Source organism: Sphingomonas sp. P3_C5, assembly GCF_056402635.1.
In genome coordinates this window covers 252,380-272,537 of sequence record NZ_JBFUHA010000002.1, presented here as the reverse complement: position 1 = coordinate 272,537, position 20,158 = coordinate 252,380, and the positions used below count along the sequence as shown (strand labels likewise).

Annotated in this window: 23 protein-coding genes and 1 tRNA gene; 9 read left to right on the top strand and 15 right to left on the bottom strand. The window is 64.0% G+C overall.

The window, feature by feature from the left end; all coding sequences use genetic code 11:
* Positions 1-25: 25 nt before the first annotated feature.
* Together AC1DVS_RS07465 and AC1DVS_RS07460 are read right to left on the bottom strand one after the other, a co-directional pair.
* Positions 26-250, bottom strand: a complete 225-nt coding sequence (locus tag AC1DVS_RS07465) for a hypothetical protein (protein ID WP_478021718.1) — start codon at positions 248-250, stop codon at positions 26-28.
* 402 nt (positions 251-652) lie between these two features.
* Positions 653-1,636 (bottom strand): MBL fold metallo-hydrolase, encoded by a 984-nt coding sequence (locus AC1DVS_RS07460; protein WP_478021716.1) that lies wholly within the window; start codon positions 1,634-1,636, stop codon positions 653-655.
* 154 nt (positions 1,637-1,790) lie between these two features.
* On the opposite strand from AC1DVS_RS07460, the gene AC1DVS_RS07455 reads away from it, so the two are divergent.
* Entirely contained in the window at positions 1,791-2,279 is a 489-nt protein-coding gene (locus tag AC1DVS_RS07455; protein WP_478021715.1) for an SRPBCC family protein, read from the top strand.
* Between the two features lie 60 nt (positions 2,280-2,339).
* On the opposite strand, the gene AC1DVS_RS07450 is transcribed toward AC1DVS_RS07455, so the two are convergent.
* Together AC1DVS_RS07450 and AC1DVS_RS07445 are read right to left on the bottom strand one after the other, a co-directional pair.
* Positions 2,340-2,621 carry a hypothetical protein gene (locus tag AC1DVS_RS07450; RefSeq protein WP_478021713.1) on the bottom strand — a complete coding sequence of 94 codons (282 nt, stop codon included), beginning with the start codon at positions 2,619-2,621 and terminating at the stop codon, positions 2,340-2,342.
* A gap of 211 nt (positions 2,622-2,832) precedes the next feature.
* A complete protein-coding gene (locus AC1DVS_RS07445; RefSeq protein ID WP_478021711.1) occupies positions 2,833-3,078 on the bottom strand; it encodes a DUF6894 family protein in 246 nt (81 codons plus the stop codon).
* A 438-nt stretch (positions 3,079-3,516) separates the two neighbouring features.
* Between AC1DVS_RS07445 and AC1DVS_RS07440 the strand changes: the two genes are divergently transcribed.
* The 3 genes from AC1DVS_RS07440 to prfH are packed head-to-tail and all read left to right on the top strand — an operon-like array spanning position 3,517 to position 5,974.
* On the top strand, positions 3,517-4,242 hold the full coding sequence (locus tag AC1DVS_RS07440) for a hypothetical protein (protein ID WP_478021710.1): 726 nt from the start codon (positions 3,517-3,519) through the stop codon (positions 4,240-4,242).
* Positions 4,239-5,345, top strand: a complete 1,107-nt coding sequence (locus tag AC1DVS_RS07435; RefSeq protein WP_478021709.1) for an RNA ligase RtcB family protein — start codon at positions 4,239-4,241, stop codon at positions 5,343-5,345. Before AC1DVS_RS07440 ends, AC1DVS_RS07435 begins: the two co-directional genes overlap by 4 nt.
* Positions 5,342-5,974: a peptide chain release factor H gene (prfH, locus tag AC1DVS_RS07430; RefSeq protein ID WP_478021707.1), complete on the top strand. Its 633-nt coding sequence runs from the start codon at positions 5,342-5,344 to the stop codon at positions 5,972-5,974. The genes AC1DVS_RS07435 and prfH overlap by 4 nt, the downstream gene beginning before the upstream one ends.
* Here the strand turns inward: prfH and AC1DVS_RS07425 are convergent.
* The gene (locus AC1DVS_RS07425; protein WP_478021706.1) at positions 5,952-6,584 is read right to left on the bottom strand and encodes a peptidylprolyl isomerase; all 633 of its coding nucleotides are present in this window, start codon (positions 6,582-6,584) and stop codon (positions 5,952-5,954) included. The two genes, prfH and AC1DVS_RS07425, sit on opposite strands and share 23 nt — an antisense overlap.
* Positions 6,585-7,170: 586 nt before the next feature.
* Between AC1DVS_RS07425 and AC1DVS_RS07420 the strand changes: the two genes are divergently transcribed.
* Both AC1DVS_RS07420 and AC1DVS_RS07415 read left to right on the top strand, forming a co-directional pair.
* A complete protein-coding gene (locus tag AC1DVS_RS07420) occupies positions 7,171-8,334 on the top strand; it encodes a serine hydrolase domain-containing protein (RefSeq protein ID WP_478021704.1) in 1,164 nt (387 codons plus the stop codon).
* Between the two features lie 56 nt (positions 8,335-8,390).
* Entirely contained in the window at positions 8,391-9,827 is a 1,437-nt protein-coding gene (locus AC1DVS_RS07415; RefSeq protein ID WP_478021702.1) for a hypothetical protein, read from the top strand.
* A 43-nt stretch (positions 9,828-9,870) separates the two neighbouring features.
* Here AC1DVS_RS07415 and AC1DVS_RS07410 read toward each other — a convergent pair whose 3' ends face one another.
* The gene (locus AC1DVS_RS07410; protein WP_478021700.1) at positions 9,871-10,395 is read right to left on the bottom strand and encodes a GNAT family N-acetyltransferase; all 525 of its coding nucleotides are present in this window, start codon (positions 10,393-10,395) and stop codon (positions 9,871-9,873) included.
* A gap of 96 nt (positions 10,396-10,491) precedes the next feature.
* Between AC1DVS_RS07410 and AC1DVS_RS07405 the strand changes: the two genes are divergently transcribed.
* Positions 10,492-10,833, top strand: coding sequence for a hypothetical protein (locus AC1DVS_RS07405; RefSeq protein WP_478021698.1), 342 nt, complete (start codon positions 10,492-10,494; stop codon positions 10,831-10,833).
* A gap of 10 nt (positions 10,834-10,843) precedes the next feature.
* Here the strand turns inward: AC1DVS_RS07405 and AC1DVS_RS07400 are convergent, their stop codons facing one another.
* The 4 genes from AC1DVS_RS07400 to AC1DVS_RS07385 form a co-directional block, all read right to left on the bottom strand.
* Positions 10,844-11,356, bottom strand: coding sequence for a GNAT family N-acetyltransferase (locus AC1DVS_RS07400; RefSeq protein ID WP_478021697.1), 513 nt, complete (start codon positions 11,354-11,356; stop codon positions 10,844-10,846).
* A complete protein-coding gene (locus AC1DVS_RS07395; protein ID WP_478021696.1) occupies positions 11,344-11,631 on the bottom strand; it encodes a type II toxin-antitoxin system TacA family antitoxin in 288 nt (95 codons plus the stop codon). The genes AC1DVS_RS07400 and AC1DVS_RS07395 overlap by 13 nt, the downstream gene beginning before the upstream one ends.
* A 69-nt stretch (positions 11,632-11,700) precedes the next feature.
* Positions 11,701-11,777: transfer RNA gene (locus tag AC1DVS_RS07390), tRNA-Ile, on the bottom strand.
* A gap of 14 nt (positions 11,778-11,791) precedes the next feature.
* The gene (locus tag AC1DVS_RS07385) at positions 11,792-11,914 is read right to left on the bottom strand and encodes a hypothetical protein (protein ID WP_478021694.1); all 123 of its coding nucleotides are present in this window, start codon (positions 11,912-11,914) and stop codon (positions 11,792-11,794) included.
* Between the two features lie 21 nt (positions 11,915-11,935).
* On the opposite strand from AC1DVS_RS07385, the gene AC1DVS_RS07380 reads away from it, so the two are divergent.
* Positions 11,936-12,814: a CmcJ/NvfI family oxidoreductase gene (locus AC1DVS_RS07380; RefSeq protein WP_478021693.1), complete on the top strand. Its 879-nt coding sequence runs from the start codon at positions 11,936-11,938 to the stop codon at positions 12,812-12,814.
* Positions 12,815-12,855: 41 nt separating this feature from the next.
* Here AC1DVS_RS07380 and AC1DVS_RS07375 read toward each other — a convergent pair whose 3' ends face one another.
* Entirely contained in the window at positions 12,856-13,887 is a 1,032-nt protein-coding gene (locus tag AC1DVS_RS07375; RefSeq protein ID WP_478021691.1) for a polysaccharide deacetylase family protein, read from the bottom strand.
* Positions 13,888-13,889: 2 nt separating this feature from the next.
* Positions 13,890-15,986: a sensor histidine kinase gene (locus AC1DVS_RS07370; RefSeq protein ID WP_478021690.1), complete on the bottom strand. Its 2,097-nt coding sequence runs from the start codon at positions 15,984-15,986 to the stop codon at positions 13,890-13,892.
* Between the two features lie 227 nt (positions 15,987-16,213).
* On the opposite strand from AC1DVS_RS07370, the gene AC1DVS_RS07365 reads away from it, so the two are divergent.
* Complete coding sequence (locus tag AC1DVS_RS07365; RefSeq protein ID WP_478021688.1) at positions 16,214-16,681, top strand: Lrp/AsnC family transcriptional regulator; 468 nt, start codon at positions 16,214-16,216, stop codon at positions 16,679-16,681.
* 60 nt (positions 16,682-16,741) lie between these two features.
* Here the strand turns inward: AC1DVS_RS07365 and AC1DVS_RS07360 are convergent, their stop codons facing one another.
* The 3 genes from AC1DVS_RS07360 to AC1DVS_RS07350 all read right to left on the bottom strand — a co-directional run bounded on the left by AC1DVS_RS07360 (position 16,742) and on the right by AC1DVS_RS07350 (position 20,115).
* Entirely contained in the window at positions 16,742-18,022 is a 1,281-nt protein-coding gene (locus AC1DVS_RS07360) for a tetratricopeptide repeat protein (RefSeq protein ID WP_478021686.1), read from the bottom strand.
* A gap of 216 nt (positions 18,023-18,238) precedes the next feature.
* A complete protein-coding gene (locus tag AC1DVS_RS07355) occupies positions 18,239-19,030 on the bottom strand; it encodes a LytR/AlgR family response regulator transcription factor (RefSeq protein ID WP_478021684.1) in 792 nt (263 codons plus the stop codon).
* Positions 19,027-20,115 (bottom strand): sensor histidine kinase, encoded by a 1,089-nt coding sequence (locus tag AC1DVS_RS07350; protein WP_478021682.1) that lies wholly within the window; start codon positions 20,113-20,115, stop codon positions 19,027-19,029. Before AC1DVS_RS07350 ends, AC1DVS_RS07355 begins: the two co-directional genes overlap by 4 nt.
* Positions 20,116-20,158: the final 43 nt, after the last annotated feature.

The following is a 20,158-nucleotide window of genomic DNA, read 5'->3' as shown; positions in this document are numbered from 1 at the left end:
GACGGGCGGCGGGTGTGGAGTGAATTCAACCCTTGCCGGCCTCTGCTATGCTCCTGCCCGATCCGATGCCCGATTTTTTCATTGGCGGGGCGATCGCAACGCCGCCGTTCGGGCAGCGGTGATCGCGGGCGCTCACCGCGCGAAATCGCTGGATCAAGAAAAAAAGGACAGAATTCACGTGACTCGCAAAATTCAATACTTCGGAATCAAGAAAACACTCAGTTTTCATCCATCGGGGTGCGAGATGCATTCACGAACAGATGTTGGAATATCGACATGTTGCGGCTTATAACGTCGAAAAATCTCCGGATCGCGTTAAAATTCACACCTACACGGTGGCTCGCAAAAATGCCGTTTCGCCATTCACGGTACTGACATGAGGTCGCAAATGGGCGCTCATTAGCCATCAAAATCCGGCGCTCGGAAAATGAATGTTACAGAAATATTGAGAGCACCCTCGGAACGATTGCGAACGAATTATGCGAGGTTCCAACCTGTTAATATCTTTGGAGAAAGTGGCTAAATTGATGGAGAATTACGCCCGTTTCACCGCTTTTTTGCGCGTTTTCGCCCCGGATTCTCCAACATTCGCCAAGTATTCGTGATGGATTTACGCCCCGCCATCCACGCTCGGCAGCACCAGGGCGACAGCTCAGGGCAGCTCGTAAACCCCGCCCGGCACCCCCGCCACGAACCGCGCGGGATCGATCCCGTTCGCCGCCAGCGCTGCCTCCAGGCCGATCGCCGGCGCATCCCGCGCCTCGTCGGTAAGCTGGAACGTCCCCCAATGAATGCCGATCGCCTGCTTCGTGCCCGTATCGAGCATGATCCGCACTGCCTCTTCCGGATTGACGTGCTGCGGCTCCATAAACCAGCGCGGCTCATAGGCGCCGATCGGGATCAGCGACATGTCAGGCGCCCCGAAGCGTTCGCGCATGTCGCGGAAGATGGTGCCGCCGCCATAGCCGGTATCACCCGCGAAATAGACGAGGCCGGTGCCGGTGCGGATCATGTACCCGCACCACAGCGCCATCCGCCCGTCCCGCACACCACGCGACGACCAGTGATTGGCGGGAACGAGATGCGCCTCCACGCCCTCGCCAAGATCGACCGTGTCCCCCCAGTCACCCGTCACGATCCGCGCATCGGGTACCGCCCGCCGCACGATCGCGTCGTTGCCGAGCGGCATCACGAACAGCGGCCGGTGCGCGGCCTGAAGCCGCTTCAGCGTCGCCACATCGAGATGGTCGTAATGATTGTGCGAGAGCAGCACGACATGGATTGGCGGCAGCGTGGCAAAGTCGATGCCCGGCCGCGTTACCCGTTTCGGGCCGGCAAAACTGAAGGGGCTGGCCCGGTTCGACCACACCGGATCGGTCAGGATGTTGAGCCCCGTCGCCTGGAGCAGCAGCGTGGCATGGCCCACCATGGTGATCCGCAAGCCGTCCACCCGCGCCTCGGGCACTGCCTCGGCCACCGGCACCGATTGCGGCCATGGTGCAGGTTGCGCACTCCGCTTCCACCGCATGAAGGCGCCAAAACCGGCGTCTGGGGCCCTCTGGCCTGGATTGAAGAAACGCGTGCCATCGAAATGGTCGCTCGGCGGGCCCTGATAATAGGGATTGGTCATGGTCATGCAGTGTCCAGGATGACACAAATTGCCCGGCGTTGCGATTCCTCGTCCCAACAGCGAAGCGGCGTCATGACGTCACCTCTGGACATTCCCAGTGGCGCCGGACAGGTAACGCGCAGCCTGCCTGCGAAAATGTCGCGGCGGTCGGGGGGAAACCATGAGGATAGCTCGAAGCCTGTTCGCTCTCGCTCTGGGGCTGGCTGCATCGCCGGCGACCGCGTCCGACTATGTCGTCGTCCACAAGGAGATCATGGTCGATCGTCCGGCCGATGCGGTGTGGCTGCGGGTCGGCGGTTTCTGCGCAATCGCCGAGTGGCTCAAGGTCAAGTGCGAGATCATCGCCGGCAAGGGCGGCGTCGGCACGGTGCGGCAGCTGAACGGCACCACGATCGAGCCGATGGTCGGCAACACGCCCCTCTCCTACACCTATGCGCAGACAGCGGGCGGCATGGCGGGCTTCGCCTATCACGGCACGCTCGCGGTCGAGTGGGTCGGGCCGAAAAGGTCGCGGATCATCTACACCTTGGTCTACGACGCAGCTTTGATGTCCTCGGACGACGTCCGCCGCGCGCAATATACGCGTATCAACACGCGCTTCCAGGGCGCGATCGAAACCATGAAGGCGCTCGCCGAAGCGCGGAAATAGTGCTGGATGCTAGAAGGGCGCCGGTTGCCCGACGCCCTTCGGTGCGACCCGATTTTCGGGTTATTTCTTGGCGGCCTTGTCGATTGCGTCGGCCTTGTTCTCGCCGGCCTCGCGAACCGCATCAGCCTTGTTGCTGATTGCTTCCGCCTTGTTGTCCAGTGCGTCCGTGACGGCAGCGCCGGCATTGTCGGCCTCGTCATGAACATTGGACGCCATTGCGTCCATCGAATCTGCGGCGTTGTCGGCAGCCGCGGCCACGTTCTCGGCGGCGGGCGTCTTGTGGTCGCACGCGCTCAGGGCGAACAGGCCGGCACCGGCGAGGAGAAGAAGTTTCTTGTTCATAAGCATCATCCCTTTGTGGAATCCCCAATGCTCGACGCCCGATGTTCGAGCTCAAGTCCGGGGCCCGTTGTCGCGAAACCGCTGACCGGCGTGAAACGTTCCACGCGGCCCACGCCGGCAGCGGCTCCAGATCGCCGGGCGCGGCCGGCCTTATTCCGCTAAGCGGCGGTTTCGGCAAGCATAATCCTGCACAAATGCGACGAAAAAAAACTCAGCCGGCGGGCGCAAGCGGCGACGTCGTCGCCAGGAACATGATCGTGAACAGCGTGAGTCCGTTGGCGTCGGATACGTTTATATTCCACGGCGTACCCGTCCAGAAATCGGCCGCGCCTTGATTCAATATGTCGGTGATCCGCCGTACTGCCTCGGTTCGCGCGGCGGCCAGATCGGGAAGGTCGCTGCCGACCCGATCAGGACAATCCACGCCATCATGCACGTTGAAATGATAAATCGGCATCGCTTATGCTCCCCGATCCCGAGCGAGAGCTTCACGCCTTCCAATCGCATGCGCCCCCGCCCAAGCTTATGGCAGACGGCGTATATCATTGTAGTTAATTTGCAATTCCGTTTCACACGATACCACTTGAACACCGCATGCAATCAGCGTAACGCCCGCGCTCGCCGATTTTCGGCGATTGTTCCAACGCCTGATCAGGAAAGGAGTGCTCCCATGCGACCCGCAACCGCAACCAGCTCGATCACTCCCATATTCCTTCCTGTTCAGGACCATATTGCATGGGCACTTCCTGCAATGGCGAGCCCGCTCGCCTGATCTTCCGCAGCCACTGCGCTGCGTTTTCGACTGAAGTTATCGCACTGACTGCATCGCCATCCCGGCGATCGGCATCGCCTGCGTCTCTCCTCGTTTCCGGGGAGACTCGTCATGCGCGCTGACATGTTCAAGGTCATCGTAGAGCGCCCACGCTGGGGCGCCAGCCACGCACCGCCCGTAAAGCTCAAGAAAGACCGCGATACGGACCGCAAGTTCATCGGACTCAAGCGGCATGCCATTGAGCAGGCCCCCTACTACAAATCGCTCAACGAGAACCTCGCCCCGCTCGTCCGTTTCATCCGCAAGCAGGTGGGGCGCCGCTGGGACGATGTCTTTAGCGAGATTTGCGCCCATCTCGACACCGGCAGCACCGTCAAGATGCATGTCCGGACTCATCTGAAGGACTTTGTCTTGTTTGGCATCTCCTATGGGCGGCACGGCGAATTGCTGCACAAGGGGCATCCGATCGAGGTCGACCGACGCAACTTCTACTGGCCCGAATTCTATGTGGATCCCGAAGACGGCTTGCTGAAGGATAGCGTCGCATTTTGGCGCGCACGTGGAGAGGAGCGGCATGGGCGCCGCGCGGCGAAGCGCAAAAATGCGCAGCCGCAAGGCAACCCCGATCTGCGCCAGATCAATGACACCGAGCTTCTGTTCCGGCGGAACGGCTGCTGGTTCTTCTACGAGCTGGATGTCCGGCCGAGGATTGATGACGACGCGCTGCGCGAGGCGCTGTCGACCGGAAACTGGCGCTATGCAGGTACCTGGTCTGTGGTCCGGCACCACCAGCTCTCAAAGCGTGAGCTGAGATGGTTCGGGCTGAGGGATGAAGGTACGGCGGCATGACCGGCGCCAGCATCCGCATCATCGCGTCCGACGAAAGCTGGATCGATCCGGTCGCGATCGACCAGCTTCGCCAGACGGCGGCGCTGGACGGAATCGACGAGATTGTCGGCCTGCCCGATCTCCACGCCGGCCGCGGCATCGCGGTCGGCGCGGCTTTCTGGTCGCGCAGCCATGTCTATCCGCACCTTGTCGGTAGCGACATCGGCTGCGGCATGGCCTTGTGGGAAACGGAGACTGCGGTCCGCAAGTTCAGGCTCGATGCCGCGGACCGCAAGCTCCACGGCCTCGAAGAAGCATGGGAGGGCGATCACGCCGCAAGCCTCACCGGCGCCGGTTTGCCCGCGTCGCTGATGGGCGAAGCGCTCGGCAGCATCGGCGGCGGCAATCACTTCGCCGAGCTGCTCCGCATCGATGCCGTGGCTGACGGGCACGCTTTCGACACGCTCGAGCTCGACACGGCGAATGTCTTCCTCATGATCCATAGCGGTTCGCGCGGACTCGGCCATGCGATCCTGGAGCGGCAGCTTGCCCGGCAGAATGTGCAGGCCCTTATGGCCGGCGATGATGCCTGCACGGCCTATCTGGCAGAGCATGACCAGGCGATCGATTGGGCGGTGTTGAACCGCGAGGTCATCGCCACGCGCTTCTTCGAAAAGCTCGGCATGAAGGGACGGCGGCTGCTCGATATCTGCCACAATAGCGTGACGCCGCATCATGGCGGGTGGCTCCACCGCAAAGGTGCGGCGCCCGCCGATCGCGGGCCGATCGTGATCCCAGGCTCGCGCGGAGATCTCACCTATCTGGTACAACCACGGTCTGAGCTGGCGGGAGATGCGCTGCAGTCGCTCGCCCATGGCGCGGGACGCAAATGGGGCCGCAGCGAGGCGCGGGACAAGCTCAAGCGCCGCTTTACCATCGCCGAGCTCGAGCGGACCGGGCTCGGCAGCCGCGTGATCTGCGAGGATCGCGCCCTGATCTACGAGGAGGCGCCGCAAGCGTACAAGGACATCCACCAGGTGATCGCCGACCTCCACCAGGCCGGCCTGATCGACATCGTCGCGACGCTGCGTCCCCTCATCACCTACAAGACGAGGCGGACATGAGCGAGATCATCCTTCATCTCTCGTCAGGCCAGGGTCCGGAGGAGTGCCAATGGGTCGTCGCTCAACTGGCGACGGCGTTCGCACGGGAAGCCATCGTCCATGGCCTGGCGTGCGAACCGGTCGAGCCCGTCAACGGACCAAGCAGCTCAGCGCTGCTCCGCGTCATCGGCGCCGGCAGTGAGGCGTTCGTCGCGGCGCGGACGGGCACGATCCGCTGGATCGGCACCAGCCCCTTCCGCCCGACGCACAAGCGCAAGAACTGGTTCGTGGCTGTGACCAGAGCGCCCGAGGTCGAGAGCGTCGCCGAGTTCCGCGATGCCGATGTCCAGTATCAGGCATTCCGTTCCTCGGGTCCGGGCGGGCAGCACGTCAACACCACCGACAGCGCCGTCCGCGCGACGCACATCCCGACCGGCCTCGCCACCGTGTCACAGGATCAGCGCTCGCAATTCGCCAACAAGAAGATTGCGCGGCTGAAGCTCGCCATGCTCTTCGATGAGCGGCGGCGCCAGGGCAGCGCCGACAGCAAGCGCGCGCTGTGGAGCCGCAATCACGAACTGGAGCGAGGCAATGCAGTGCGGACTTATGAAGGCCCTGGGTTCAGGCTCAGGGCGCCCGGCGGACGGTGAGGATCTTGATCGGAGGCGTCAGCATTTGTCCGACCATCCCGGGCGGCCCGGTGGTCGGCGAGGTGGGCGCCTCCAGGATCCGCCGGACCAGGTCCATGCCGGCGGTCACGTGCCCAAAGGCTGCATAGCCGAGATTGTCGCCGGGCTGGCTGGGCTGCGCGTCGAGCGTCGAGATGTCGCCGACCGCGATGAAGAAGTCGGCGGTGGCGGTGCCCGGCGCATCGCGCGCCATCGCGATCGCGCCGTCCTTGTTGCTGAGCCCGGTCTGGGTGGTCGGCTCATGCGCGACCGGCGGGAACAGGCGTTTGGGGTCATTCTGAGCGCCGCCCTGGATCAGCCCGAGCCCTTCGCCAAGCTTCATGGCGCGATAGATGGTGATGCCGTCGAACCGCTTCGCATCGACATAACGGAGGAAATTCGCCGTCGTCTTGGGCGCGCGGCTCTTTTCCAGCGCGACCGTGATTGGTCCTTCGCTGGTGGTGATCACCACATTCACGGTCACCGGAGCCTCCATAGGCGCGGGCGCCGGGACAGCGGGTGTGGCGGTCTGAGCGGCCGCGACTCCGAAGCAGGACCAGATCAGGGCGAGCATTGCGAATCGGCGAAGCATGGCCGCAGCCTAACTGCTCGCGCCGGACACGACCATCCTCTGACGCGGCGTTCAAATGCGCCCAGAAAAATCCGCCATGTTTTACAGAAAGTTGGGGGAGAGCGCCGATGGCTGCTCAATCCCCCATGCTCCAACCCCGCCGTTGCCGGGTTCTCCGGCTGGCTCCGCTCCACGAACTTTTATTATGTCAGCGACGCTGTAGCGAGAACTTCCTAACCCAAATCGCGGACAAAAAAAAGGGCCAGCCCCCTAAAGGGCCGGCCTTGGAAAGTTTTAGGAGAGGATGCCTGAAAGGCCTGATCCTTGTGCGCTGCAGCATAAATTGCTGCAAGTGCGAAAAATGATAGGTGGATTGCGTTTACTGCAATCGTCGGAACGGAATCGAGCGCGCCGCAATGGGAAAAATGGCCATTGTTTGAACCGAATGCTAGCGATCCGTAGCGTAAAGCGCTGCGGGAAAGGCTTTGCCATGACGCAAGGGTGACGCAAGAAGATGCGCGCGCCGATCGCCTGGGCGATGAACTTTCCGTACTTGCCCGTCGAGCAAGCCGCCCTATCCTGCCTCCATCACCGAGGAAACCATCACATGCGCAAGCTCTTTGCAGCCCTGGCCCTGCTCGCCTGCACCGCCGCGACGACCGAGTCGGCGCCTATCGCAACGCTTGATGGTCACCGCCTGACGCCCGCCGCAATCGATGGCGAGGTCGGGAGGCTGATGACCGAAGCAAAGGTGACCGGCCTCGGCCTCGCGCTGATCCGCAATGGCCGGGTCGTCTTCGCTAAAAGCTATGGCAAGCGTGACACAGCGCAGGACCTGCCGCTCGAGACCAGCACTGTGATGTACGGCGCCTCGCTGACCAAGGCGACCTTCGCCTGGTATGTGATGCAGCTCGTCGATGAGGGGCGCGTTGACCTCGACCGACCGATCGCTGCCTATCTCCCCAAGCCGCTGCCCGAATATGAGGACTATGCGGATCTTGCCAGCGATCCCCGCTGGCACCAGCTGACCTTGCGCATCCTGCTCGATCATAGCAGCGGTTTTGCCAATCTCCGTCGTTTCGAGCCCGACAAGAAGCTCCACATCCACCGCGATCCCGGCACCCGCTATGGCTATTCCGGCGAGGGACTCGAGCTCGCGCAGTTCGTCCTCGAAAAGGGCCTTGGCCTGGATACCGCCACCGAGATGCAGCGCCGCATCTTCGGTCGCTTCGGCATGCACCGCACCGGCATGACCTGGCACGACGATTTCGGCGCGAATGTCGCCCTGGTCTATCCCGAGGACGAGCCGGGCCGCGTGTTCAAGCACCGCACCCGTGCCGACGCTGCGGGATCGATGGCGACCACACTCGACGACTGGTCGCGCTTCCTCGCCGCGATGGTGCGCGGCGAAGGGCTCAGCCGCAAGGCCCGGGCCGAAATGGTCCGCCGCTCGATCGCGATCGACAGCCCGTCCCAGTTTCCGACCCTCCTCGACGCCCGAACCGACCAATGGCAGAAGATCGGCCTGGGCTATGGGATCGGCTGGGGCGTGTTCGAGACGCCATATGGTCACGCCTTCTTCAAGGAAGGCCATGACGACGGCACCTCCAACTACGCCTTGTGCATCGACCGGCGACGCGACTGCATCCTGTTGCTCGCGAACGACAACCACGCCGAGGGGATTTTCCTGCCGCTGGTCGAGCGCCTGCTCGGGCCAGTGAACCTGCCATGGCAATGGGAGGGTTATCGGCCGTACAATCAGCCGGCCTGAGCATCCCGTCGCCGGAGCGCTTGACCCGCCGCCCAGCATCGCGGACGAGCAGCGCCATGAATGAGACAGCATCCTCGCCGAAAATGCAGCTGCGCGACAAGGGCACCATCGCGTTGCTGGCACTCGGCATCCTGGCCGCCGCGTCGCTGACGGCGCTCGCTTACTGGCCCGGGCTGATGACCTGGGACGCGATCCGCCAATATGGCCAGGCGATCGACGGCGATTTCGATGACTGGCATCCGCCGGTGATGGAATGGCTCTGGCGGCAGCTGATCCCGATCCACACCGGCCCGGCACCCATGCTGATCCTGCAGCTCACGCTTTATTGGGGCGGGTTCGCGCTGATCGCTGGATGGGCTCTGCGCAGGCGGCGGCACTGGCTGGCGGTATCCCTCGCTGCCTGCGGGCTGCTGCCGCTCTCCATGGCGCTGATGGGGGCGGTGCTGAAGGATTGCCTGATGGCGGGCGCGCTGCTCACCACGACCGGGCTGTTGTTCTGGAGCGACGACAGCGAAACGCGGCGGCGCTGGTTGCTCCGCACGCTGGGCATCGCGCTGCTGCTGTTCGCGKCGATGCTACGCTTCAACGCCTTTCTCGCCGCCCTGCCCCTGTTCGTCGCGCTGCTGCCGGTGCGTTGGCGCAGCAGCTGGCTGCGGATGGGCGCCTCGGCGATCGTCGCCACCCTCTTGCTGATGCTGGCACTGCCCCTCGCCAACCGGGCGATCGGCGCCGAACCCAGCGGTGTCGAACTCTCGCTGGTCATCTTCGATCTCGGCGGCATCACTGAGCATAGCGGCGTCAATGTCTTCCCGCCGATGGACGTGGCCGATCCGGTCAAGACCAATCACATCTGCTATTCACCGGTCAAATGGGACTCCTACAGCTTCTGGGTCGATCCGCTATGCCCGCTCGGCTTCGATCCAATGAAGGCGGTGGTGAAAGCGCAGGGAATCAAGCCCTACCGCTTCCTGGCCGGCGCGATCCTGGCGCACCCAATCGCCTATGCCGAGCACCGGCTCGCGCATTTCAACATCAACACCCGCTTCCTCATCCACAATCAGGTCGAGCGCCCGATCCAGGTCGTGGCAGCGCCCAATGACTGGAACTACAAGGTCACACCCAATCCGATCCTGTCGGCGATCGACTGGGCTGCCCGCGCCAGCGCACACACACCGCTTGGCTGGCCGATCGCCTGGATCGCGCTTGCATTCGGGCTGTTAACGCTGAGTCCTGCCCTACCCTCACGCCGGCTGATCGTGCCTCTTGCGCTGTCGGCATTGCTCTACGGCCTCGGCTACGGCGTGTTCAGCGTCGCGGCTGAGCTCCGCTATCACCTGTGGACGATGATCGCGGCGCTGATTGCGGCGGTGCTGGCGGGGGGCGATCTGTTCGGAATGCCGGTGGTGCCGTGGCGGCGGGTCGGTTGGAGCATGGCACCGTTGCTGGTGGTGCTGCTTCTGGCGACGGCGTGGCGGGTGCTGCCGTTAGGATAGGCTCCATGAGGCGATGGCGCCGATGGCCGGCCGAGCCGATCCGCTATCCGCCCTTGCGGATCTCGAACACGACATGCCGTACGACCACATCCTTATAGGCGCGATCGAGCAGCTCGGGCCTGCGAACGCCGCCGATCTTCTCCATCGCCCGCTGCGACCGGTAATTGCGCTCGCCGACCATGAAGATCGCGGTTTCCGCAAAGCCGAAGGCGTGATCGAGCATCAGCGTCTTGATCTCGCGGTTAAAGGCGCCGCCCCAATAATTACGGGCGAGGAAGCTCCAGCCGATCTCGATCTCGCCCAGCGCCGCGTCATAACCGTGATAGCGGCTCGACCCGATGATCCGGCCAGTCTCACGATCGAGAATGGCGAACGCCGCGCCGCTCGTGAGCGCGCCATCAAAATATTCGCGGAACATAGGTTCAGTGTAGCGATCGGGTGCCGGATGGACCGCCCAGATCAGCGGATCGGCCGCGGCCGCGAACATCTCCTCCCAGTCGCCTGCCGCGATTGGCCGAAGCACGACATGCTCGCCTGACAGGGTCGGCTGAAGATCCGGATCGTGCATGTGCCCCTCCCGCGTGCAGCCATCCCCTATACCCGGCAGGCCTGCGCCGCACGACTTTCCGATTGACATATCGCTACGATAATCGTAGTATTGCCAATGACCCTTGTCGCTCAAATCATCGTCACGGAGCTGGTTCGCGACACCACGCTGTCGACGCGCCAGGCCAGCAAGGTCGCAGACACGATCATACGCACCCAATGGGATCGACAGCCGCGGACTTATGGGCATTATCTCGCTACGGCCCGGCGCCGGCAGACCGGTGCGGGCTTTGCGAGCCCGCTACTGACCGTGACCGACGAGCAACTCGCCCGCGCCGATGCGGATATCGGCTGGCGGCTCGACCATGACGGGCGAGCCGCAGCCAAGGCAGCGCGCGATGCGGAGTTCGGGGCCGCGCCGTTTCGGCTGACGAGCTATGGACTGGAGCGAATTCAGTGAGCGGACCGCTTCAACGGAGAACAACGCCCTTGAGGGACAACAACAACGTCATTGGATTGGAGGAAGACGGCACGAAGCCATGATGATCGTAAAAAGCTTTTGCCTCGATTGAAATCGCATGGACGAGGATACCCCGGATGCCGATGATCTCCGCTGCCTGCGCGGCGCGGAGCACCGCATCCTGCAGCAAGGCGACGCCGATCCCTTTCCTCTGCCAAAGATGATCGATCGCCAGGCGCCCCATGACCGCCATGGGGACCGGATCAGGCATATTGCGGCGGACATTGCCGGGTGCCTCGATCGCGGCAATCGCCCCCGAAGACAGGCAATAATAGCCGATCACGCGTCTACCAGCGGCGATGACGTAAGTGCGCGACGCACCGCCTGCCTGGTTGGCCCACGCGCGCCGCTTCAGCCAATCGTTCAGGCTGGCAATACCACATTCAAATTGCTCGAGATCGTGATTGTCGTGCAACGGTTCCGGCGCGGATAAAGGCGAAGCACCGACGCTCACTGGCTCCATGGCTTGGGCGCCCGCATCAGCCTTTCGAAACCGGAGCCGCCGGGAGGCTGGTCGAGCACAGCGACAAAATGGTCATAGGTTTCCTGATCCACCCGAAGCAGAGTCTGGTCTAGCAGGGCTTCCTCGGCCGCGCGGCGGGATGCGTCGATCATGAAGTCGGAACGGGTCTTGCCCTGAATCCGCGCCGCAGTGTCGATCAAGGCGCGGATGTCCGTGCGGACACGCAGATTGACCGGCCTTGCCTGGCTCTCGGGATCGGTTGCAGCTTTCGTCACCATTGTCTCCGTGCCTTTGGATATAGCACGAAAGATACACAATGTGTATCTCGAAATCTGGAAGAAATTTGGTGGGCCCGGCAGGACTTGAACCCGCAACCTACCCGTTATGAGCGGGCAGCTCTAACCAGTTGAGCTACAGGCCCCACCGTCCCGCTCGTTAGCGGAGGGGCGGCGGCGGTGGCAAGGGCAGGTCGAACAGATCGTGCTTGAGATTGCCATTGATGCGCGGCGCCGCAGTTTTCGCTATGGGGATACCGTGCGCAATCAACAGCGTGGCCAAGCGGCATCGCGGGAGAGGCAAATGATCGAAACACGGCTCAATGGCCAGTTTCCCTCCGACTATGTGGTGGGCGAGCGGATCAATCTGACCCGGTTCATGAGGGGTGCTGGCGCGAATCCGGCCGTTAGGCGGGTTGCCAACCCACCCACGCAAATCGTCGATGCCCGTCCTGTCCAGGCGGCGGCCGCGTCCGAGCGCGAATTCTTCGACCGCCACGGCTTCGTGCTGCTGGATGCCCCGACCGGCGTCACCGATTGGGGCGATGCGGCTGATGTCGGCGCGACCTACATTCCCGAGGTCGAGACATTGATCCGCACCCACCTCTATCCCGAGCGCAAGATCGCCATCATGCAGCCGCCCAACGTCCTTCGGCGCGGCGCCGGTACTGATATCCCGCAATATGGCACCGGCGTTCATCAGGATTACGGGACCACTGCCGACGAATTCCAGCGAAGTGTAGCGGCTTATGGCGGAACCGAGGCTGGCGCCGGGTGGCGCACGAGGTTCGAGCAAGACGATGTCGAAGGTTTCGTCATGCTCGATTTCTGGCGCATCACCATGCCCGAGCCGCTCAAACATATGCCGCTCGCCCTGTGCGATCCGACCAGCGTCGACCCTAGCGATCTCGTGCCGACCGCGCTTGAGGGAATAGCGCCGGGCGGTGCTGTCACCGATCACGTCTCGCTACGCTACAATCCCGGCCAGCGCTGGTTTTATTATCCCGACATGACGCCGAACGAAGTGCTCGTCTTCAAACTGTTCCAGCTGATGCGAGATGAAGAACCGCAGGAGTATCGCGCCTGCTTCCACACTGCCGTCGATGATCCGGCGACGCCGCCCGACGCACCGCCACGCCAGAGCTGCGAGCATCGTGTTTCGGTGATGTTGTTCAGGGAGTAGGTGGACTCGATCCGAATTCATCCGCGTCCAGGTGAGGGAAGTTAGCCGCCCGACCCCGCCGCGATGATCGCATCGAGCGACGCGGGGGCAACATCGCGCCGTTCGAGATCGCCGAGCACCCGGTCCCACCAATGATGGAACGCCGCCAGATCCGCCGCGTCGCGCACATAAGGGGTGTGGCCGGGCGCGACCGAGGGCGAGTGGAAGGAGAAGTTGAGCAGCCGCAGCCCCTCCCCCACCGCCACCGCGATCGCCTCCAGCACCTCCGCCAGCGGCATTTCCTCCGGCGTGAGCGCTACGCGCGACAGCAGATGCGCGCGGGCGAACACGCCCTTCCCCTTCGGGACACGGCCCAGTGCCCGGTACAGGCCGACGCCGCCGCGACGGGCAAGGCCGGTGAAGACCGTGGTCAGCGGCAGTTCGATGATCACGCCGCCGGGGCCCGCGCGATAGGCGTGGGCGCCGATCGCGCCGAAATCGGGGCCGCCCTCGGTAAGATACTCGTAACCGGGCCTGACCGAACTATCGAGCCGATAGCCACGCGCGGCAAGCAGGCCGAGCGTCGCTGGGCCGATGCCGTACCGTCCGGCCCGAAAGGCGCGCGGCGCTGTGCCGAAGCTGCGGGTGATCGTCTCGGTCAGCACATCGATCTTCGCCGCTTCCAGGTTCGGGGGCAGATTGCCGGCAAAGCTGTTGGCCTGCGTCAATGCCTCGTCGAACGGCGGATTGACCCAGGGATGGAGCTGAGTCCCGATCGCCGAAACGCCGTCAGCCGTCACACCCCGCAAAATGTCGACGGCCTGTGGGTCGGTCGCGATCGGATAATCGACCATATAGGTGAGCGGCACGCCACGATCGGCGAAGCGGCGGTGTGCCTCGGGCAGCGCAGCGATGGCCGAGACGCTATGGTTGTCGCGCTCGAGCGGCGCGTTCCAGTCGAACTCCTCCTCGGTATCGACCAGGATGGTGAAGCGCGTGCCGAAGCTCTCGGGCCAGGCGATCAGATCGGCGGCGGCAGGCGGCGGAACGCGGTAGCCCGGCACCGCGGGGACGGATGATGTGGACACGGCCACGATCAGCTGGAAAAAACCTGCTCCACAGGCTCGATAACGGCGGCCGGCAGCCGCAAAGTCAAGGCATTGTCGCCGATGGTGAGCGTGCCGCGCAGCTCGGCCGCCAGGTTCCGCGCAAGCCGCAGGGCGAAGCCGGTGCCGAGCAGCGGTGCACCCTCGCGATCGGATTCGGTCTCGGCGTCGATCGAGAGAAGCGCATCGCCCGCATAAGCGTCGAGCGAGCGCGGGCGATCGAACATGATCGCGACCATCCCATCGACGTCGCTGGTCGCCGAAATGCCGATCCGTTCGCCCGGGCTGCCCGAGGCGACGAGCGTCGCCATCAGGCGCGCGATCAACCGCTCGACCGCGCGATCATCGCCGTCGATCGCGAGATCCGCATCGCCTGTGAAGAGGTCGATATTGGTGCCACGCAGCCGGGCAAGCGGCTTGAGGTCGTCAGCGATCCGCTCGAGCAGCGGCGCCACCGGCACTTCGGTCGCACGCAGATCGAGCGCGTTGGATTCGATCCGTGTCGCCATGTCGATATCGTCGATCGCGATCAGCAGGTCGCCGGCCTGCGCCCGGATCGCCGCGGCGTGCGCGCGATAGGCCTGCGGCACTGGGCCGAGAATCTGCGATTCGATCATCTCGGCAAAGCCGGCGATCGCATTTGTCGGGGTGCGCAGTTCGTGCACGAGCTGACGTAGCGCGTCCGAGGCTGGGTTGCGGCCATCCCGCACCGGCTCGGCGGATTCGTCGGGGCGCGGGCGCCGGGCGGTGCCGCGATAGCCGGTGAAGCGCCCGGTCTCGCGATCGAACACCGGAACGCCCGTGATCCGCCAGTGCCCCGCCGCATCGGAATTGCCATCGACCACGAGCCGGGCATTGGCGAAGCCGGCCCGCCTGCGGAACGCCCCGGCCGCGACACCATCCACCCGCGAGCCGCCTCGCGTCGCTGCGAGATCGAGCGAGAGCCCGATCAGCGGCGCCCGTGCTGCGCCCTCGATCCAGCGCACCATGCCACTCGCGTCCGTCTCGAAACGGAAGCTGCGCGCCTGAGCCTGGTCGAACTCGAACAGCTCGGGCTGGATTTCGAGTGAGTCGATCGGTGGTGCGGGCGATTCCTCGCGCTGGCGCTGATAGGCATCGATCCGCGCGACCAGTTCGGCGATCTGGAACACGCCGCTTGCCGCTTCAGCGGGCGGTGGGCGCAGGATGGCGATTTCAGCGGTCGGCAATGGCTCAGGTGCGATGATTGGCTCGGTAGGTTCGGCCGCGATGGCAGTTTCCTGCGCCTGCGCGGGTCCATCCTGGATGGCGACTTCATCGGCAATGGGCGCGTCTATAACGGGTTCCGCGTCACCAGGCGTGGCCGCTTCAGCATCGCCGTGGCGCAGCGCCTCCGCGACGACTGGCAAGGCGAGCGCTACGCTGGCGATCGAAACGAAGCCCGATTCCGCGTGCTCGACCGAGGTTTCGGGAGACAGCGCGACTGGCGCGAATATGTCAGACTCGTGGACGACTGATTCGATTGCCGGCACAGGCGCCACGGCGACATCCGCCTCTTCGACGCTCGGGCCGGCATCCTCAGTCCAGTCGATACCGGTACCGGCCGTGCTGGCAAAGAGCGCCCCCGTTTCCACCCGTGCGGCATCGGGCACCGATTCGACTCCGTCGGCGTAGGCGAACTCAGGAGCAGGAGCGACCTCCTCGACGACCGGAGCAGCTCTCGCCGCCGGCAACACGAAATCGACACTGCCAAAGCTTTCCAGCGCGCGCGAAACCGCAGGCGGCAGATCGCGGCGATGGCGCAGGATCGATCGAGTCGAGGGCGACATCGCCGGCAGCATGTCGATCCATTCCTGCGTACGCAGCCGCGCCATGCGCACGACCGGCGCAGCAATACTCAGCTCGTCCTCAGCGAAAAGCTGGACGAGCGCAGCGGGCGGATCAGCCATCGCCGCGCCGCGCGCGCTGGCGGCGCGGACTGGCATCGGCACGTGCCCGCGGATCGTCCTCAGCTTCTCGATCGCATCCGCGCTCGGCGGAACCCGGCCGCGGCCGATCAGATCGACCAGCTGCCGCCATGTCGATTGGGCGCCGAAAGGGGTCGACATATCTGCCGAGAGAACCGTTTCGAGACTGTCATCGAAGCGCAATTGAGTTGGCCCCCCGGGCAGGTCGCGATAGCCGCGCCGTAACGATTTCTTAACTGGCTGAGCTCGCCACGGAAACAAGAGATTTTGACACGTAGCAATGTGGGACAATTGCGTTCGCCAGCAATTATCTTATGTTGAAGCACGGCAGCCCGACTGAAAATTCGCGCCCGGGGGAGCATTGCGCAATGGCTTTTGATTCTATCGACCGTCAGATTTTGGGACTGCTACAGGAAGACGGCCGAATGACGAACGTCGATCTCGCCGAACGGGTCGGCCTCACCGCCCCTCCGTGCCTGCGCCGGGTGCGCTCCCTTGAGGAGGGCGGCGCGATTCGCGGCTATCATGCCGAGCTCGACGCCGCGACACTTGGCTACCCGATCACTGTGTTCGCAATGGTAAGCCTGCGCAGCCAGGCCGAGCATGATCTTGCCGCTTTCGAAGACCATGTCGCGCAGATTCCCGAAATCCGCGAATGCCATATGCTCAATGGCGAGATCGATTTTATCCTGAAGATCGTCGCGACCGACCTGAAAAGCTTCCAGGAAATCCTGACGACGCATCTGACGCCGGCGCCCAATGTCGCGAGCGTGAAGACCTCGCTGACGATTCGCACCGCCAAGGCGTTGCCGGGGATTCCAGTGCGGGCGGCTTAGGGGGCGCAGAAAAAAGGGCGGCATCGCTGCCGCCCTTTCCTGATCCATGGCGGTTTGAACTCAGCTCGTAACGGCCGGCGAGTCCAGCCACACGATCCACAGTTTGGCGATCTCGACCTGCGGCACCGAGGTGATCGGGGCGAAATCGGCCCGTGCCTTCTCCTTGTCGCCCGACATCGCGTAAGCGATCCCGCGATGGAGATGGACGATATCGGCGTTGGCCACACCTTTGGTCAGCGCGAGATCATACATCGCGATTGCCTTGGCATAGTTACGTGCGCCCAGATACGCGTCGCCGGTCTGCGAGGCGGCATCGCCCTTGGGCGCAGCGGCGGCGGTCTTTTCCTGGACCGCGAAGGACTTGTCGCCCGCGATATCGGTGTTCGCCTGGGCAAGCAGGTCGGTCGCGGTCTTGTTGGTGGCGGGGATCGCGGAGACGGTGCGACCTTCCTCGATCACCGATTTTCCCTCGGTCGGCAGACCGATCTGGATCGAGGCCTGGGCATAATCGATATAGTCGCGCTGCCCCGCAAGGCTGTGGGTGACGCTCATCAGGCGATAAAGATCGACCCGGTCCCGGTCAGTAAGGCGCTTTACGCCGGGGCCCTGAAAGCCGAAGGTGTAGATTGCGTCGTGCCAGTTCGCCTTGGTGCCGTAGGCAGCCAGCCAGCGGGCGGTCCAAGCCTCGGTCCCGGCCGTGTCGTTCGCCTTGTACAGACGCGAAATCGCATAACGATACCAGTTTTCCGGCGGCTTCTTGCCAGCCGCGATCTGCGACGCGACCAGCCCTTCGAGCGCTTTGGCACCGGCAGCGACGTTGCCGCTCTCCATGTTCGTGCGAACGAGCTGATAGGTCAGCTCATCGTCCTGCAGGCCGCCGTCGCGCGCCTGGGTGTAATGCTGCAGCGCCTGGGGATATTGCTGAAGGTTATAATAAATGTCGCCGCGAATATAATGATAGCGCGCCAGATCAGCCTTGGGCGAGCGTGGATTGGCGAGCAGCGAATCGATCGGGCCGGCCATCGCTGCCGTGGTCGCCGCAGTCTGCGGTTGCCCGGCGATCATCTTGAAGCGCAGGGTCGCTGCGATGTAACGCTCGTCATCATTCTTGGCCAGCGCGTCGGCGGCGGCAAGCTGGGTCGCGGCGGTGGTGAAATCCTTGGCGTCGATCGCAGTCTGCGCAGCGACCGCCGGAACGCGGAATTCCTTCGACAGGTTAAAGCTGTCGCCAGCGGGCGCCGCGGGCTTGTCCTTCTTGGCATAGGCCGGCGCGACGAACGCCGTGCTGCCTATGCCAGTCACCAATGCCGCGGCGAGCGCGACCTTCGAAATCATCTTCATGCCGGAATCTCCATCTTGCGGTGCGGCCGCTGAATTTGCCGCGTCCCTCTACCCATGCGCCGCACCGCGTACAAGCGGCGGCGGTTCCCCTCTCGAGTGCGACATGCGCGCTGAACAACGATTGAACGCGCGCCCGGCTCCATTGGTCCCGGATGCCTTTGAACGCGCTATTTTCGGAGAATCTCGGGACCGGCGCCTGCCGGCTCGCCGCGCGGGTCAAACCCCGGGGTCGCGCTCGGCGATGACGATGTTCACCAGGCTGCGATAGCTGCGCCCGACCGGAAGCTCGCGCTCGCCGCTGATGACGATCTTGTAGCCGCCCGTCGCGCGCCGCCGCACCGCAACGATGCGGTCGCGATTGACGATATGCGAACGGTGGATGCGTACGAAACGCCGGACATCGAGCCGCTGCAGGATCGCGCTCAGCGGCTCGCGGTGGAGATAGCTCGCGGCGTCGACATGAAGCCGGACATATTCACCCTCGGCCTGGATCCAGTCGACCAGGTCGAGATCGACCCGCACCGTCTCGCCGCGCCGTTGCACCCAGAGATAATTGCCCGCGCGAAAATCGCTTCCGCGCTCGTCGCGCAATGCCTGGAGCTGCAGCGCGAGATCACCGAGCCGCGCTCGCGCATCCCGGCTCTCGATCGCGGCGCGGGCTCGCTCGATCGCGGTTTCGAGCCGCCCGAGCCGGACTGGTTTGGTGAGGAAATCGATCGCGCCGGTATCGAAGGCGTGCGCCGCGAATTGAGGATAGGCAGTGACGAAGACGATCAGCGGCGCCGCCCCACCACGCCGATTGAGCTCCTCGACCACGTCGAATCCGTCAAGCGCCGGCATCTCGATATCGAGGAAGATGAGATCGGGCTGCTCCTCGGCGACCATATCGAGCGCCGCGACACCATTGCCCGCAGTGCCGACGATCTCGATGCCGTCGATCCGGTGGATCATATCCGCCAGCCGCTCGAGCGCGAGCATCTCGTCATCGCAGAGGATTGCCCGGATCATGACGCGGTGCCCGTAGACCAGGGGACCGCGAAGCTGACCGCGAAGCCGCCACCCGGCTGCGGCTCGGCCCGGAACGCGCAGTCCTCTCCGAACCGCGCCCGCAGCCGCTCGGCGACATTGTTGAGCCCGACGCCGGTGCCACGCGCTCCCTGCCCCGGCCCGTCGCCCGCACCGTTGCGGACGCAGACATGCAATCGCTCGCCTTCGATCCGAGCGGAGATATCGAGCGTGACCGGGGTCGTGCTGGTCGAGACCGAATGTTTCACGACATTCTCGATCAGCGGCTGGAGCACGAGGCTCGGCACCAGTGCGCTGCGGGCTTCGTCGGGAATATCGATCCGCACCTCGAGCCGGTCAGCGAAACGCACTGCTTCGATTGCGAGATAGAGCGCCTGGAGCTCTATCTCGCGGTCGAGCGGGATGTCCGCCTGCGGATCGAGCGATAGGCACGCGCGAAGGAAATCGGCGAGATTCTCGACCATCAGTTCGGCCGGCTCGACCTCGCGCCGCGCGATCAGGGCAGCGATCGAGTTAAGCGTGTTGAACATGAAATGCGGGTTGAGCTGATAGCGGAGCGCGCGAAGCTGCGCCGCGTCGGCGATGCCGCGAAGCTGAGCGATGCGGCGTTCACGCTCGGCGGATTCGAGCGCGTACCAGAAGGCAAGCAACAGCGAGGACAGCGCGAGATAGGCCCAGAACCATTGGACGCTCGCGACCATATAGCTGAAGACGCTGAATTTGTCGGCGTTCGCCTGTGGCATGAAGTGGTTGAAGATCGTGAAGTTGCCGGTCGCGTGGAGCATGGCGCCGAGCGCCGCCAGCCCGAAGGCGAGCAGGATCCGCACCCGGATCGGCCGGCCCTTGAAGCGCTGGCTGATCGCCGCGATGCCGAACGACAGGATGATGCCGAGCAAGGTCACACACAGCCGCGGAAGGATATAAGGCAGGTTGCTGTCTTCCGGCATCATCATGATGCTCTGGACGGTGAGCAGAGAGAACTGGGTCGCCCAGAACAGCACGATGAACCCGCCTGTACCGCGACGGATCGCCCATGGCTTTGTGGCCGGATCGGAGTCAGCTTGCATGGCGCACCCTAGCGCGCACGCTAAGCTGCGGTAAACGGCGCGC

What these genes read in the sequence shown, in the direction of transcription:
- AC1DVS_RS07465 (WP_478021718.1), bottom strand. Translation starts at nt 250, where the DNA reads ATGCATCTCGCACCCCGATGGATGAAAACTGAGTGTTTTCTTGATTCC.
- AC1DVS_RS07460 (WP_478021716.1), bottom strand. Translation starts at nt 1,636, where the DNA reads ATGACCATGACCAATCCCTATTATCAGGGCCCGCCGAGCGACCATTTC.
- AC1DVS_RS07455 (WP_478021715.1), top strand. Translation starts at nt 1,791, where the DNA reads ATGAGGATAGCTCGAAGCCTGTTCGCTCTCGCTCTGGGGCTGGCTGCA.
- AC1DVS_RS07450 (WP_478021713.1), bottom strand. Translation starts at nt 2,621, where the DNA reads ATGAACAAGAAACTTCTTCTCCTCGCCGGTGCCGGCCTGTTCGCCCTG.
- AC1DVS_RS07445 (WP_478021711.1), bottom strand. Translation starts at nt 3,078, where the DNA reads ATGCCGATTTATCATTTCAACGTGCATGATGGCGTGGATTGTCCTGAT.
- AC1DVS_RS07440 (WP_478021710.1), top strand. Translation starts at nt 3,517, where the DNA reads ATGTTCAAGGTCATCGTAGAGCGCCCACGCTGGGGCGCCAGCCACGCA.
- AC1DVS_RS07435 (WP_478021709.1), top strand. Translation starts at nt 4,239, where the DNA reads ATGACCGGCGCCAGCATCCGCATCATCGCGTCCGACGAAAGCTGGATC.
- prfH (WP_478021707.1), top strand. Translation starts at nt 5,342, where the DNA reads ATGAGCGAGATCATCCTTCATCTCTCGTCAGGCCAGGGTCCGGAGGAG.
- AC1DVS_RS07425 (WP_478021706.1), bottom strand. Translation starts at nt 6,584, where the DNA reads ATGCTTCGCCGATTCGCAATGCTCGCCCTGATCTGGTCCTGCTTCGGA.
- AC1DVS_RS07420 (WP_478021704.1), top strand. Translation starts at nt 7,171, where the DNA reads ATGCGCAAGCTCTTTGCAGCCCTGGCCCTGCTCGCCTGCACCGCCGCG.
- AC1DVS_RS07410 (WP_478021700.1), bottom strand. Translation starts at nt 10,395, where the DNA reads ATGCACGATCCGGATCTTCAGCCGACCCTGTCAGGCGAGCATGTCGTG.
- AC1DVS_RS07405 (WP_478021698.1), top strand. Translation starts at nt 10,492, where the DNA reads ATGACCCTTGTCGCTCAAATCATCGTCACGGAGCTGGTTCGCGACACC.
- AC1DVS_RS07400 (WP_478021697.1), bottom strand. Translation starts at nt 11,356, where the DNA reads ATGGAGCCAGTGAGCGTCGGTGCTTCGCCTTTATCCGCGCCGGAACCG.
- AC1DVS_RS07380 (WP_478021693.1), top strand. Translation starts at nt 11,936, where the DNA reads ATGATCGAAACACGGCTCAATGGCCAGTTTCCCTCCGACTATGTGGTG.
- AC1DVS_RS07370 (WP_478021690.1), bottom strand. Translation starts at nt 15,986, where the DNA reads ATGTCGACCCCTTTCGGCGCCCAATCGACATGGCGGCAGCTGGTCGAT.
- AC1DVS_RS07365 (WP_478021688.1), top strand. Translation starts at nt 16,214, where the DNA reads ATGGCTTTTGATTCTATCGACCGTCAGATTTTGGGACTGCTACAGGAA.
- AC1DVS_RS07360 (WP_478021686.1), bottom strand. Translation starts at nt 18,022, where the DNA reads ATGAAGATGATTTCGAAGGTCGCGCTCGCCGCGGCATTGGTGACTGGC.
- AC1DVS_RS07355 (WP_478021684.1), bottom strand. Translation starts at nt 19,030, where the DNA reads ATGATCCGGGCAATCCTCTGCGATGACGAGATGCTCGCGCTCGAGCGG.
- AC1DVS_RS07350 (WP_478021682.1), bottom strand. Translation starts at nt 20,115, where the DNA reads ATGCAAGCTGACTCCGATCCGGCCACAAAGCCATGGGCGATCCGTCGC.